The sequence below is a fragment of the Blastococcus sp. URHD0036 genome, from assembly GCF_000701365.1.
Taxonomy (GTDB): domain Bacteria; phylum Actinomycetota; class Actinomycetes; order Mycobacteriales; family Geodermatophilaceae; genus Trujillonella.
This window is the reverse complement of sequence record NZ_JNIK01000015.1, coordinates 138,226-151,674: the sequence shown is the minus strand read 5'-3', so window position 1 is coordinate 151,674 and position 13,449 is coordinate 138,226. Positions and strand designations below refer to the sequence as shown.

15 protein-coding genes are annotated in these 13,449 nt (G+C 72.6%); 1 reads left to right on the top strand and 14 read right to left on the bottom strand.

Annotated elements, in window-relative coordinates:
* Window positions 1-27: 27 nt before the first annotated feature.
* The 9 genes from N555_RS0114965 to N555_RS0114925 all read right to left on the bottom strand — a co-directional run bounded on the left by N555_RS0114965 (window position 28) and on the right by N555_RS0114925 (window position 8,549).
* A complete protein-coding gene (locus tag N555_RS0114965) occupies window positions 28-1,080 on the bottom strand; it encodes a CaiB/BaiF CoA transferase family protein (protein WP_029432308.1) in 1,053 nt (350 codons plus the stop codon).
* Entirely contained in the window at window positions 1,077-1,478 is a 402-nt protein-coding gene (locus N555_RS0114960; RefSeq protein ID WP_029432307.1) for a cobalamin B12-binding domain-containing protein, read from the bottom strand. Before N555_RS0114960 ends, N555_RS0114965 begins: the two co-directional genes overlap by 4 nt.
* A complete protein-coding gene (locus N555_RS0114955) occupies window positions 1,478-3,058 on the bottom strand; it encodes a methylmalonyl-CoA mutase family protein (protein WP_029432306.1) in 1,581 nt (526 codons plus the stop codon). The genes N555_RS0114960 and N555_RS0114955 overlap by 1 nt, the downstream gene beginning before the upstream one ends.
* Window positions 3,059-3,073: 15 nt before the next feature.
* Window positions 3,074-4,516: an aldehyde dehydrogenase gene (locus N555_RS0114950; RefSeq protein WP_029432305.1), complete on the bottom strand. Its 1,443-nt coding sequence runs from the start codon at window positions 4,514-4,516 to the stop codon at window positions 3,074-3,076.
* A gap of 26 nt (window positions 4,517-4,542) precedes the next feature.
* The gene (locus N555_RS0114945; protein ID WP_029432304.1) at window positions 4,543-4,863 is read right to left on the bottom strand and encodes a hypothetical protein; all 321 of its coding nucleotides are present in this window, start codon (window positions 4,861-4,863) and stop codon (window positions 4,543-4,545) included.
* A 111-nt stretch (window positions 4,864-4,974) separates the two neighbouring features.
* Window positions 4,975-6,216 carry a metal-dependent hydrolase family protein gene (locus tag N555_RS0114940; RefSeq protein ID WP_029432303.1) on the bottom strand — a complete coding sequence of 414 codons (1,242 nt, stop codon included), beginning with the start codon at window positions 6,214-6,216 and terminating at the stop codon, window positions 4,975-4,977.
* A gap of 40 nt (window positions 6,217-6,256) precedes the next feature.
* Window positions 6,257-7,540, bottom strand: a complete 1,284-nt coding sequence (locus N555_RS0114935) for an aromatic ring-hydroxylating oxygenase subunit alpha (RefSeq protein ID WP_029432302.1) — start codon at window positions 7,538-7,540, stop codon at window positions 6,257-6,259.
* An 86-nt stretch (window positions 7,541-7,626) separates the two neighbouring features.
* Complete coding sequence (locus N555_RS0114930) at window positions 7,627-8,238, bottom strand: carboxymuconolactone decarboxylase family protein (RefSeq protein WP_029432301.1); 612 nt, start codon at window positions 8,236-8,238, stop codon at window positions 7,627-7,629.
* 11 nt (window positions 8,239-8,249) lie between these two features.
* Entirely contained in the window at window positions 8,250-8,549 is a 300-nt protein-coding gene (locus N555_RS0114925; protein WP_029432300.1) for a 2Fe-2S iron-sulfur cluster-binding protein, read from the bottom strand.
* 347 nt (window positions 8,550-8,896) lie between these two features.
* On the opposite strand from N555_RS0114925, the gene N555_RS0114920 reads away from it, so the two are divergent.
* The gene (locus N555_RS0114920) at window positions 8,897-9,493 is read left to right on the top strand and encodes a TetR/AcrR family transcriptional regulator (protein WP_029432299.1); all 597 of its coding nucleotides are present in this window, start codon (window positions 8,897-8,899) and stop codon (window positions 9,491-9,493) included.
* Between the two features lie 32 nt (window positions 9,494-9,525).
* Here N555_RS0114920 and N555_RS0114915 read toward each other — a convergent pair whose 3' ends face one another.
* From N555_RS0114915 to N555_RS0114895, 5 genes are all read right to left on the bottom strand, one after another.
* Complete coding sequence (locus N555_RS0114915) at window positions 9,526-10,332, bottom strand: HpcH/HpaI aldolase/citrate lyase family protein (protein ID WP_029432298.1); 807 nt, start codon at window positions 10,330-10,332, stop codon at window positions 9,526-9,528.
* On the bottom strand, window positions 10,329-10,817 hold the full coding sequence (locus N555_RS0114910) for a MaoC family dehydratase (RefSeq protein WP_029432297.1): 489 nt from the start codon (window positions 10,815-10,817) through the stop codon (window positions 10,329-10,331). Before N555_RS0114910 ends, N555_RS0114915 begins: the two co-directional genes overlap by 4 nt.
* Window positions 10,814-11,731, bottom strand: coding sequence for a TIGR03620 family F420-dependent LLM class oxidoreductase (locus N555_RS0114905; RefSeq protein WP_081866248.1), 918 nt, complete (start codon window positions 11,729-11,731; stop codon window positions 10,814-10,816). Before N555_RS0114905 ends, N555_RS0114910 begins: the two co-directional genes overlap by 4 nt.
* Before the next feature lie 91 nt (window positions 11,732-11,822).
* Window positions 11,823-12,968 carry a thiolase family protein gene (locus N555_RS0114900; protein WP_029432295.1) on the bottom strand — a complete coding sequence of 382 codons (1,146 nt, stop codon included), beginning with the start codon at window positions 12,966-12,968 and terminating at the stop codon, window positions 11,823-11,825.
* The gene (locus tag N555_RS0114895) at window positions 12,961-13,431 is read right to left on the bottom strand and encodes a Zn-ribbon domain-containing OB-fold protein (RefSeq protein WP_051684104.1); all 471 of its coding nucleotides are present in this window, start codon (window positions 13,429-13,431) and stop codon (window positions 12,961-12,963) included. The genes N555_RS0114900 and N555_RS0114895 overlap by 8 nt, the downstream gene beginning before the upstream one ends.
* Window positions 13,432-13,449: the final 18 nt, after the last annotated feature.

Genomic DNA, 13,449 nt, shown 5'->3' with positions numbered 1-13,449 from the left:
GGGGTCCCCTTCCTCGGAGTGCCGGCGCTACGGGAGCGTCGCCGCGGAGCCGTGCTCGCCCAGCTCCGGCGGCGGGCCGTAGGCGGGGACATGGCCGGCGATGCGGATCGGGCTGCCCACCAGGCGGAAGCCCCCGGCGTCGACCACCATCTCCGGGGTGGCGTCCAGGGCCTCGGGCAGGGACCGCACGGCACCCGCGGGGACCCCCAGGGGTCGCAGCCGCTTCTCCCAGCCGATCGCCGTGTCGCCGGCCAGCACCTCGGTCACCGCGGCGACGACCTCGCTGCGGCGGGCGGCGCGCTCGGCCATCGAGGTGAACCCGTCGATCCCGGCCTCTCCGGCGAAGGCCGCCCAGAAGCGGTCGTGGGTCACGAACAGGGCCAGGTGCCCCTCCGCCGTCGGGAACAGCTGCGCGGGGACGTAGAAGGAATGCGCGCCCGACGGCAGCCGCCCCGGCGTCACCCCGTCGTTCAGGTACGCCGACGCCTTGTAGTTCAGCTGCGACAGCATCACGTCCCGCAGCGAGACGTCGACCTGCCCGCCCCGGCCGGACACGATCTGCGCGAGCAGGCCGAGCGCCGCGGCCAGCCCGGCCGAGTTGTCCGCCGCGGAGTACCCCGGCAGCGTCGGCGGGTCGTCGGGGTCCCCGGTCAGTGCCGCCACCCCGGTCAGCGCCTGGATCACGTAGTCGAAGGCCGGGTCGTCGCCGCCGTCCAGGCCGTACCCGGTGAGCGCCACGCACACGATGCGCTCGTTGTGCTCGCGCAGCGCGTCGTAGGTCAGGCCGAGCCGGCGGATCACCGACGGCTTCAGGTTGACCAGCAGCGCGTGCGACTCCGCCACGAGCTCGTGCAGCCGCGCCCGGTCCTCCGGCTCGTCCAGCGACAGGACGATGCTCCGCTTGCCGCGGTTGATGCTGGCGAAGTAGGCGGGGGTGACCTGCCGGGAGAGGTCGCCCGTCGGCGGCTCGATCTTGGTGACCTCGGCGCCGAGGTCCGCCAGCAGCATCGTCGCGTAGGGGCCGGCGAGGATGTGGCCGACCTCCAGCACGCGGATCCCCGCGAGCGGTCCGTCGGTCACTGCGGCGCGGTCGTGGCGGTGAGCGCGCGCACCTCGGCCACCAGCGTCTCCAGCGGGGTGCCGGTGGGGAACACGGCGGCCACGCCCACCTCCCGGAGCTTCGGGACGTCGGCAGCGGGGATGGTCCCCCCGACGATGACCGCGATGTCGCCGGCGTCCGCGGCGCGCAGGCCCTCGACGGTGCGCTCGGCGAGCGCGAGGTGGGCACCCGACAGGATGCTGAGCCCGACGACGGCGACGTCCTCCTGCAGGGCGATGGAGACGATGTCCTCGATCCGCTGGCGGATGCCGGTGAAGACCACCTCGAACCCGGCGTCGCGCAGGGCGCGGGCCACGATCTTGGCGCCGCGGTCGTGACCGTCGAGGCCGGGCTTGGCGACCAGGATCCGGGCGGGCATCAGAACACCACCGGCTGCTGGAACTCGCCCCAGACCGCCTTGAGCGCGCCGACCATCTCGCCCACCGTGCAGTAGGCGTTGGCGCAGTCGATCAACGGGCCCATGAGGTTGACGTCGCCCTCGGCCGCGCGCTGCAGCGCCGCGAGGGTGTCCCGCACGGCGTCCGGGCTGCGCTCGGCCTTCACCCGCGCCAGCCGCTTGAGCTGCAGCGCGCGCCCCTCGGCGTCGAGCTCGTACGTCGCGATCTCGGGCGCGGGCTCGTCGGACACGAAGCGGTTCACGCCGACGACCGGCAGCTCTCCGGACTCGACCTGCTGGTGGATCTTGTAGGCCTCGTCGGCGATCAGGCCCTGCAGGTAGCCGTCCTCGATGGCACGGACCATCCCGCCGTGCTGCTCGAGGTCGTCCATGATCTCGACGATCCGGCTCTCGGTGGCGTCGGTGAGCGCCTCGACGAAGTAGGAGCCGCCCAGCGGGTCGGCGACGCGGGCGACCCCGGTCTCGTGGGCCAGGATCTGCTGGGTCCGCAGCGCCAGGGTGGCCGACTCCTCGCTCGGCAGGGCGAAGGGCTCGTCCCAGGCGGCGGTGAACATCGACTGCACCCCGCCGAGGACCGACGCCATCGCCTCGTACGCCACGCGGACGACGTTGTTCTGCGCCTGCGGCGCGTACAGGGAGGCGCCGCCGGCGACGCAGCCGAACCGGAACATCGCGGCCTTGTCCGCCGTGGCCCCGTACCGCTCGCGCACGATGGTGGCCCACCGCCGGCGGCCGGCCCGGTACTTGGCGATCTCCTCGAAGAAGTCGCCGTGCGTGTAGAAGAAGAACGAGATCTGCGGCGCGAACTGGTCGATCGTCATCCGGCCGCGCTCGAGCACCGTGTCGCAGTAGGTCACGCCGTCGGCAAGGGTGAAGGCCATCTCCTGGACGGCGTTCGCCCCGGCGTCCCGGAAGTGGGCCCCGGCCACCGAGATGGCGTTGAACCGCGGGACCTCGGCGGCGCAGAACTCGATGGTGTCGGCGATCAGCCGAAGGGAGGGCTCGGGCGGCCAGATCCAGGTGCCGCGGGACGCGTACTCCTTGAGGATGTCGTTCTGCACCGTGCCGGTCAGCTTCGCCCGGGGCACGCCCGAACGCTCGGCCGCGGCGACGTAGAACGCCAGCAGGATGGCTGCCGTCCCGTTGATCGTGAAGCTGGTGCTGATCTCGTCGAGCGGGATGCCGTCGAACAGGACCTCGGCGTCGGCGAGGGTGTCGAGAGCCACCCCGACCCGACCGACCTCCTCGGAGACCTCCGGGTCGTCGGAGTCGTAACCGCACTGGGTCGGCAGGTCCAGCGCCACGGACAGTCCGGTGCCGCCCTGCCCGAGCAGGTAGCGGTACCGCTGGTTGGACTCCTCGGCGGTGCCGAAGCCGGAGTACTGCCGGAAGGTCCACAGCCGGCCGCGGTAGCCGGTGGGGAAGTTCCCGCGGGTGAAGGGGAACGAGCCGGGCGCGGGCGGCTCAGCACCCTTCCGGTCCTCGGGACCGTAGGAGGGCTGCAGCGGTATCCCGGAGGCGGTGTGCGCGAACTCGGTCATGTCTCTCTCGTCTCGTCAGACCGCGGCGATCGAGCGGACCTCGACGAAGCCGTCGATGCCCTCCCGGCCGAGTTCCTTGCCGATGCCGCTCTGCTTGAGGCCCCCGAACGGAGCGGCGGGGTCCATGGGGTACTGCTGGTTGACGCCGAAGGTCCCGCTGCGCACGCGCCGGGCCACCTCCATGCCGCGACCGGGGTCGGCCGTCCAGACCGATCCGGACAGCCCGTAGTCGGAGTCGTTGGCGATGCGGATCGCGTCCTCGTCGTCCCGTGCGGGCATGACCGTGACGACCGGGCCGAAGATCTCCTCGCGGGCGATCCGCATGCCGTTGTCGACCCCGGCGAACAGGGTCGGACGGACGTACCAGCCCCGGTCCAGGCCCTCGGGGGGTGTGCTGCCGCCGACGACGACGCGCGCCCCCTCCGCCTCGCCGACGGAGATGTAGTCCCGGACCCGGTGCTGCTGCCGCTGGGAGACGAGCGGGCCGAGTTCGGTGGCGGGATCGGAGGGGTCGCCGACCGCGACGGAGTCGAACATCGCGGCGAGGGCGTCCACGAACTCGTCCTGCCGGCGCTCCGGCACCACGAGACGGGTGAGGGCGGTGCACACCTGGCCGCTGTTCATCAGGCCGGCGACCCGCTGCGCCGCGGCGAACGCCGCCGGGTCGGCGTCGTCGAGCGCGATCCCCGCCGACTTCCCGCCGAGCTCGAGGCTGAAGCGCTTCAGGCCGCGGCCGCAGACGGCGCCGACCTCGCGGCCGGCCGCGGTGGAGCCGGTGAAGGACACCTTGTCGACCCCGGGGTGGCCCACGAGTGCGACGCCGACGTCGGCGCCGCCGTGCACCACGTTGAGCACGCCCGGGGGGACGCCCGCCTCCGCGCAGAGCTCGGCCATCAGGTTCGCGTCGAGCGGGGTCTCCGGTGCGGGCTTCAGGACGACCGCGCACCCGGCGAGCAGTGCCGGGACGAGTTTCGTCACGATGAGGAACTGCGGCATGTTCCACGGGACGATCGCCGCGACCACACCGACCGGCTCCCGGCGGATGGTCACGTCCTTGCCGTAGACGCCCGGCCGCGGCTCCTCCCAGGGGTAGGACTCCGCGATGTCGGCGAAGGCGCGGATCATCGCCCACGGCAGGCGGGTGTGCGAGCGTCCCGCCCACATCGCCGGAGCGCCCATCTCCGCGGTGATCAGCGTGGCCATCTCGTCGATCCGGGCCTCGTAGAGCTCGGCGAGGCGGCGGACCACCGCGACCCGGTCCTGGGGGTCCCTGCGCGACCAGGCACCGTCGTCCACCACCCGCCGGGCGGCCGCCACCGCCCGCTCGACGTCCGCCGGACCTGCCGTCGCCACCCGGGCGACGACGTCCTCGGTGTGCGGCGAGACGACCTCGAGGACGCCGCCGTCGGACGGGACGGTCCACGCCCCGTCGATGAACAAGCGGTCCTGCACGTACATGTGTCCTCCTGGACTGGGCCCTCGGGTCAGGACTCGCGGCGGGCGATCTCGCGGAGCAGCGTGCTCCTGGGCGGCGGGTCGAACGAGAGCCCGACGGGTGGCGAGTGCTGGCCGGATCGCGCGGCCGTGCTCAGTGCCGTCTGCACCGCCTGGAGGTCGTCGGCCTCGATCTCGTAGATCGCGACGAAGGGCGCGTCCTCGTCGAACGGGGCGAACCGGCGCGCCGAGACGACCCCCTCGACGCCGAGGACCTCTCCGAGGTGCGTCTCCTCGTACCACCGGTGGTAGTCGGCGGCCTCCGCGGCCGAGCTGGGCCGGGTCTCGACGTAGAGGATCCCCTTGGGCATCGAACGTCCTCCTGTTTCGTGTCGGGTGGGTGGTCGGCGTCGGGCCGGCCGGGGACGGTGCCCCGGCCGGCCCGGCGCCGGACGACCTGGGTCGTCCGGCGAGGCGGCGGATCAGTCGTTCCGGAAGACCCGGCCGTCCTTCATCACGAACCGCACGTCGCCCAGCGCCGAGATGTCCTCGGCCGGGTTGCCGGACACCGCGATGATGTCGGCCAGCAGACCCGGGGCGAGCCGGCCCCGGTCGTCGACGTCGATCAGCTCGGCGCTGGTCACCGTCGCCGCCCGGATCGCCTGCATCGGGGTCATCCCCCGGTCGACGAGCGCCCAGAGCTCCTTGTGGTTGGCACCGTGCGGGATGGCCGGCGCGTCGGTGCCGCAGGCGATCTTCACCCCCGCCGCGATGGCCTTGCTCAGCGTCCGCCGGGCGATCGGGAAGATCTCGGCGGCCTTCGCCTGGAGCGCCGGGTGCGCCTTGGAGACGTCGAGCCCCTCGGAGAGATAGCTCGTCGGCACCAGGAACGTCCCGTGGTCGATCATCATCTGGATCGTCTCGTCGCTGGCCAGCGAGCCGTGCTCGATGCAGTCGACCCCGGCGCGGACGCACGCCCGGATCGCGGCGTCGCCGTGCGCGTGCGCGGCGACCCGGAGCCCGGCCCGATGCGCCTCGTCCACGATCGCCGCCAGCTCCTCGTCGGAGTACTGCTGCGCTCCGGCCGCGGTGCTGTGCGACATGATCCCGCCGGACGCGGAGATCTTGATCAGGCCCGCGCCGTACTTGATCTGGTACCGCACGGCCTTGCGCACCTCGGACACCCCGTTGGCGATGCCCTCCTCGACGCTGAGCGGCATGATCTGCGGCGCCAGCTTCTGGAACATCGTCGGCTCCAGGTGCCCGCCCGTCGGCGCGATGGCGTGACCCGCGCAGACGATCCGCGGCCCCTCGACCCACCCGTTGTCGATCGCGCGGCCCAGGGCCACGTCGAGCAGGTAGCCGCCGGTCTTCACCATCAGGCCGAGGTTGCGCACGGTGGTGAACCCGGCCATCAGCGTCGTCCGCGCGTTCAGCGTCCCGCGCAGCGTCCGGTACACGGGATCGTCCTGCACACCGTGCATCGGGGTCGGCAGACCCGTGGGGGTCTCCGGCCCGCCGATGAGCAGGTTGACCTCCATGTCCATGAGGCCGGGCAGCAGGGTGACGTCCCCGAGATCGATCTCGGTCGCGGCGGTGGGCGGGGTCTCGGGGTCCACCGCGACGATGCGGTTCCCCTCCACCACGACCACCGCCGGCGACCGGACCTCGCCCGCGTCGACGTCGACCCAGCGCTGCGCCCGCAGGACGTAGCGGTCGGTCATCGGGCCGCCCGCCACGTGGACGACAGCTCCGGGACGGGCGTCACGGTGCGCCGACCTCCACCCGGGACTGCCGCAGGTACTCCTCGACCTTGTCGGCCACGACCTTGTGCAGGTGGCGCACCAGCACCTCCTGGTCGTTGAGCGCGAACGTGGTGACGGCGCCGGACTCCAGCGAGATCTGCGTCGCCTCCAGGGTGTTCGCGTCCTGCAGGCCGTACTCCTTGAAGGTCACCGCCGCCATCTCCTGCGCGATGCGCTCCCGGGCGTTGCGCGGCGGGACGAAGTACACGTTCGCCTCGAACACGTGCTTGTTGTAGGCGGTCGGCCAGTAGTGGTAGGTGAGGTACCAGCCGCTCCCCCAGACCAGGAGCACCATGTTCGGGAAGACCTGGAACGAGTCCAGGCCCCACGGGTCGCACTTGGCGGGGTTGAGGCCGGGCGGGTCGACCCACTCGATCTCGGGCTTGTCCCAGGGCCCGAACAGACCGCTGCGGGTCGCGTCCTCCATCGGCCGGCGCATCTCGTCGGGCATGTCCTGGGCGCGCACGCCGGCCGTGCTGACCAGCCGGTGCGGCCCGTCGACCTGGTAGTGCGGCGCCTCGAAGCCGATCTGCGCCATGGCGGTCGCGTAGGCCTTGGTGGTCTGCCCCGCGTGCAGGATCGGCGCGTGGTAGAACTCGGCGAAGGCGTCCATGTAGAGCTTCCAGTTGGCGCCGACCTCCGCCCGGTAGTGGTAGCGCTCGGACAGCTTGTCGAACGGGTAGCCCTCGAGGTCGGTGACCATGGGGCCGAGGAAGTCCCGCAGCGACTGCTCCGGCTCCTCGGACAGGTTGATGAAGATGAAGCCGGCCCACACGCCCACGTGCACCGGGGCGAGGCCGAACTCGCTCTTGTCCAGGTCGAAGAACTCGCCTTCCTGCTGGACGTAGTTCAGCGAGCCGTCCAGGTTGTACCGCCAGGCGTGGTACTTGCAGGTGAACTGGCGGCAGGTGCCGGCGGTCTCGTCGCGCGGGTTGTCGTCCCAGACCAGCTTGTTGCCGCGGTGCCGGCAGACGTTGTGGAACGCGCGGACGCCGTCGTCACCCTCGCCGCTGCGCACGATGATCACCGAGTTGTTGGTGACCTGGATCTCCTTGGTGAAGTAGCTGCCCTTGCGCGGCAGCTGTTCCACCCGCCCGACGTTCAGCCAGGCCTTCTTGAAGATCGCGTCGCGCTCCAGCTCGTGGAACTCGGGAGAGATCGAGTCCGCGTAGGAGATGGGTGCGGTGTCCAGGTCGAAGTGCTTGGTCCAGCTGCCCTCAGCCGGCTTGGGCCAACGTGCCATCGGATGCTCCTCGGGTCGGTCGTCGGTGGTGCGGGAGGTCGTGCAGGGGGTGGTGCAGGGGGTGGGACTGCGGCCGCGCCGGCCGCTCACCCCCTGGTCTCGGGGAGGTCGGGCGCCGCGCCGGGGTCCATCTCGGCGTCCAGCTCGAGGCCGACGCTGTTGAAGACCAGGGCCAGGCACAGGTAGGAGCCGACGATGAACAGGACCTCGAGCAGCTGACCGCTGTCGAGCTCGCCCTGCAGGCCGCTCCAGGTCGCGTCCTCGACGCGGTGGACGTCGAGCAGCTGGTCGGTCGCGTCGAGCAGGAGTCGCTCGACCGGCGTCCACACCGGGTCGTCGGAGCCGCGCGTGACGGCCTCGACCTGCGGGTACGTGAGACCGACCTGCTGACCGATGCGCGCGTGCTGCACCCACTCGTACCGGGAGTGGGTCTGCCAGGCCACCCGCAGGATCAGCAGCTCCCGGAGGCGGGGTTCGAGGGAGACGTCCTGGAGGAGCACCCCGTTGTAGTGCAGCCAGGCGCTGCCGAGGCTGAGCTGGTGCCCCAGGATGCCCAGCACGTTGGGCAGCCGCGGCGCGTCCGGCTCCCCGGAGAGGTACTTCTCGGCCGTCCGCAGGTGCCCGCGCAGCATCGCGCGGGACGACTCGTCCCACTGGTCGGCCGGCACGGGCGCCAGCCGCACGGAGGTCTCGGTCACGTCGTCCCGCCTCACTCGTAGACCACGGACACGGAGGGGCCTTCCGGCACCGCCTGGCAGGTGAGCACCCAGCCCTCGTCGAGGTCGTCCTGTTCGAGCACGTCGTTCGCGCGCATCGGCGCCGAGCCCTCCTCCAGCCGGGCCATGCACGTGGCGCAGTTGCCCGCCTCGCAGGACGACGGCGGGGTGAGGCCCAGCGTCCGAGCCGTCTCGAGGACGGTCGTCCCGGGGTGGTGCTCCCCCGTCACCGTGCGCCGCCCGAGGCGGATGGTGACCTGGGTCCTGGTCAGCGCCTGACCGTTCTGGGTCACCGGTGCTCGCCACCCGGTCCGACGGCCGCCCGGGAGCCCCTGCCCCCGGCGAGCGTTCGCGTCACCGCACCCCCTGCTGACGTCCCGGCCGCGCGGGACGGGCAGGCAGCGAGCCGGCTCCGCCGTCCAGGCGCGCTCTTAATCGACTGATTATGTGATGCTAACCACTGGGGTTCGACGGATGTCAAGAGGGGCACGGCACCGCCGGGCCGACGGCGCGGCACGGCGCAGGCCACGGGCGCGCGCCGCCCGGTCGGCTCCTTGCCGCGTTGCGCCCCGCGGGCGATGCTGTGGCGTCGGAGACGTGCGGGATCCCCGCCCCCATCGGTTGACGGAGGTCGTACCTCGTGAGTTCGGGCCGCCCGGTACCCGTCGACGAGGGCAGCCCCGCCGCCCTGCTCGACGCGGCGGAGAAGATCCTGATCGAGGAGGGCTACGCCGCCGCGAGCTCCCGCCGGGTGGCCGGGGAGGCCGGGCTCAACGCCGCGCTCGTCTACTACTACTTCGGCACGATGGACGACCTCTTCGTGGCCCTGTTCCGGCGGGGATCCGACCGCAGCTTCCAGCGACTGCAGGAGGCGCTGTCGGCCGACCAGCCGCTGTGGTCGCTGTGGGAGGCCATCAACGACCGGTCCAGCACGGCGCTGACCCTGGAGTTCATCGCCCTCGCCAACCACCGCAAGGCCATCCGGAGCGAGATCTCCAGCTCCGCCCTGAGGTTCCGGCGCATGGAGCTGGACGCGGTGACCGAGGTGCTGGCCCGCCACCCCCAGCAGCCGCCGCCCGTCTCCCCCGCCGCGCTGATCCTGCTGATGGGCAGCGTCTCCCGCTTCCTGCTCATGGAGAAGGCCTTCGACGTCACCGTCGGTCACGAGGACGCGGTCGCCATGGTGGAGGGCTACCTGACCGCCATCGAGGGCGACCGCCGCCCGACGGCCGCCTGAGCGGTCCTGGCGGCCGAGCCCCGCCCCGGCGGTCACCGGCCGGCCAGCCGCAGCACGCGCTCGGCCTGACGGAAGATCGGGCCGTCCACCATGCGGCCCTCGAAGGTGGTGACCCCACGGTCGTCCCCGACGGCCTCGAGCAGCCGGCCCGCCCAGGCGACCCGCTCGTCATCGGGCCGGTAGGCGCCGCGGATGACCTCGACCTGGCTCGGGTGGATGGCCACGGTCGCGTCGAAGCCGACGGCGACGGCGTCCTCGCACTCGGCGCGCAGTCCCTCGACGTCCGCGATGTCCATGTGGACCGCGTCGATCGCGAGCCGGCCGTGCGCCTTGGCCGCCACCAGCGCCCGGCTCCGGGCATGGCGGGCGACGTCCCGGTACCTGCCGTCGGCATGCCGGCTGCTCAGCCCGCCCAGCCCCGCGACCAGGTCGTCGGCCCCCCACATGACGCCGACGACGTGCGCGACCGCGGCCAGCTCGCCCACCCGCTCCACGCCCAGCGGTGACTCCACCAGCGCGAGGACCTCGAACGCGTCGAGGGCGGCGAGGGCGGCGGGGTCCTCGGCCTTGGCCAGCATCACCCGCCGCAGGGGCGTGCCGGCCAGCAGCGCCAGATCGGCGTCGTGGTCGGGCGTCCCGGCAGCGTTGATCCGCAGGACGGTGCGCTCGGGGTCGAACCCGCCGGCGCGCACGGCGTCACGGGCGGCCGCCTTGCCCGCCGGGGCGACGGCGTCCTCGAGGTCGACGATCACCACGTCGGCCACGGCCGCCGCCTTGGCCCAGCGGTCGGGGCGGTCGGCGGGGCAGAACAACCACGCGGGGCCGGGTCGCCACGTCACTGCGGCGCCGTCCGGACCAGGGTCTGGCGGACGGCGACCGCCACGATCTCGCCGTCCTGGTTGCGGGCGGTGTGCCGGAGCGACACCACGCCCTCCCCCGGGCGGCTGGCCGACAGCCGCGTGTCGGTCACCAGCGTCTCGGCGTACAACGTGTCGCCGTGGAACACCGGCTTCGGGAAGGCCACCTCCGAGAACCCGAGGTTGGCCACGATGGTGCCCTGGGTGAGCTGGGCGACCGACAGGCCGACCAGCGTGGAGAGCGTGAACATCGAGTTGACGAGGCGCTGGTGGAACGGCGGCCGCTCCGCGCTGGCCGCGGCGTCCAGGTGCAGGGCCTGGGTGTTCATCGTCAGCGTCGTGAAGAAGACGTTGTCCGCCTCGGTCACGGTCCGCCCCGGCCGGTGCTCGTACACCGTGCCGACCTCGAACTCCTCGAACCACAGGCCCCGCTGCACGATCCGCGGCCCCGGGGGCGTGTCGGTCATCGGTCCTCCGGACGGCCACCGGAGTCCAGCAGCCCGCTCATCACCCGGTCGCGGACGATTGACGCGGACGGCGGCGGGACGAGCTGCAGCACGACGAGGTCGGCTCCCGCGTCGAGGTGGGCATCGATGCGCGCGCTGAGCCCCTGCGGGTCGGCCGGCGCGACGAGGGCGTCGACGAGGCGGTCGCTGGCCGTGCGGAAGTCCTCCTCGGTGTACCCGAAGCGCTCGAGGTTGCTCGTGTAGTTGGGCAGCCCGAGGCAGAAGCGCATGTACTCCTGGAGCGCCTGCCCGTTCTCCGGCGCCACGGGCACCATCAGCGCGGGGGCCAGCCAGCGATCCGGGCCGAGCAGCTCGCGCGAGCGCGCGGTGTGCTCGACCGGGCAGAAGTAGGTGTGCACCCCGTCGGCGGCCTCCGCGGCCAGTTCGGTCATCTTCGGGCCGAGCGCGGCGAGGATGCGGGGCGGGAGCTTCCGCCCCTTGGCCGTCGCGTCCATGGCCGCGAGGTAGTCGCGCATCGTCTTCAGCGGTGGCCCGAAGACGTGTCCGCGCGCCTCGACCAGGGCGCGGTGACTCACGCCCATGCCGAGGACGAAGCGGCCGGGGAAGGCGTCCTCGAGGGTCGACGACGCGGCCACCATGGCCTCGGGGTCGCGGGCGTAGATGGTCGCCACCCCGAGGGAGATGCGGAGGTCCGTCGTCGCGGAGAGGTACAGCGCCGACCGGACGAAGGGGTCGGCGCCCCGGAACTCGGGGAGGAAGAGGGTGCCGACCCCCGCGGCCTCGAAGTCGCGGACCATCTGGACGGCCTCGGCGACCGGCAGGTCGTCCAGGAAGCCGCCCCACAGCCCGGTCCGGCGGGGGTCGAGCGATCTGCCGGCGATCCCGGCCCGCCGCGAGTCGTGCTCGGCAACCATGTCCCCGGCCTCCCATACTGACGTCGACGTCGAAAATAGGTGCGTGCCCTCGACGGCGTCAAGGGCCCGGGGGGTCCCGGCCCCGGGGCGCTCAGGTCGTCAGGATCGAGACGGCGGCGACCCCCGGCGCGCCGTACAGCTGGGCCAGCCCGACCCGGGGCACCGACGGCACCTGCCGGTCGCCGGCCCGGCCCCGCATCTGCGTCACCAGCTCGTGCACCTGGCGGAGCCCCGAGGCCCCCACCGGTTCGCCGTTCGCGATCAGCCCACCGTCGGTGTTCACCGGGAGGGAGCCGGTGATCGTCGTCGCCCCGGCCGCGATCAGCTCGTTCTGCTCGCCGTCGGCGCACAGTCCGACCTCGGCCATGTGCATGACCTCGTTGCCCGCGTCGGTGTCCTGCAGCTGCGCGATCTGGACGTCCTCGGGACCGATGCCGGCCGCCTCGTAGGCCGCCCGGGCCGCCTCGACGGTGGGCGCGGGCACGTGCTCCAGCGCGGCGGACGGGGTGTGCACCTCGAACGCGCCGTACCGCCGCGTGCGGGTCACCACGCTGCGGAGGTAGACCGGGGTGTCGGTGTACCGGCGGGCGATGTCGGCGTCGCAGACGACCACGGCGGCCGCTCCCTCGTCCGGCGAGCAGAACATGTACTGGGTGAGCGGGAAGTTCAGCATCCGGGAGGAGAGGATCTCCTCCTCGCTGAGCGCCGTGCGCCGGAACGCGGTGGGGTTGACGGCCCCGTTGGCGTAGGCCTTGGCGGCGACCCGGGCCAGCGTCTGCTGCGTGATCCCGTGGTCGTGCATGTAGCGGTTGATCTTCATCCCGAAGAACTTCGTCGTCAGGAACAGGCCCATCTCGCCGTACCAGGCCGGGCAGGCGTAGGCCGTCGGGTCGGCGGTGAACGCCCCGCCTTCGTGCTTGTCCAGGCCCAGCACCAGACCGATCCGGTGCTCCCCCAGCCGGATCTGCTGGGCGGCGAGAGCGAGGGCACTGCCCGCGGTCGCGCAGCCGTTGTAGACGTTGGTGAACGGCAGCCCCGTCATGCCGAGCTCGGCCACCACCGCGTCGGGCTGGTCCACCTCGAAGCTGCCGCCGACGGCGAAGTCGACGTCGGGCCACGCGAGGCCCGCGTCGGCGAGCGCCAGCCGGGCCGCCTCGGCGCCCATGGTCAGCGCGGACTTGCCGGGATACCGGCCGAAGGGGTGCAGACCCACCCCGATGATCGCGACGTCAGACACCTGCTGCCACCCCTCCACCGTCGTGGGCCGCCTGCCCGGCCGCGCCCGGCGCGAACGCGAAGGTGACGGTCTCGCGCCCCTCGTCGTCCACCCGCCAGGGCACCACCACCAGGTGCACGGGCATGCCGATCTCGATGGTCTCGGGCGTCACGCCGACCAGCAGCGCCTCGATCCGCAGCTCACCGGGGATCTCCACCAGCCCGACGAACCACGGCGCGTGCTGCGCCCCGACCGTCACGTTGCCGTTGAACGGCTCCTTCGGGGCGAAGCCCTGGGACGTCCAGGTCCACAGAGTCCCCTCGCGCCCGAGCAGCTCCTCGGTCACCGCGACCGCGCCGCACCGGGGGCACCCGTGCCGCCGGGGGAAGCTGACCGCGTCGCACTCGCCGCACCGCCCCCCGATGAGCCGGGGCTGGTCGCTGGGCCAGGTGAACAGTCCCTCAGCGATCGGTTCGCCGGCCACCGCGCCTCCACTCTCGAC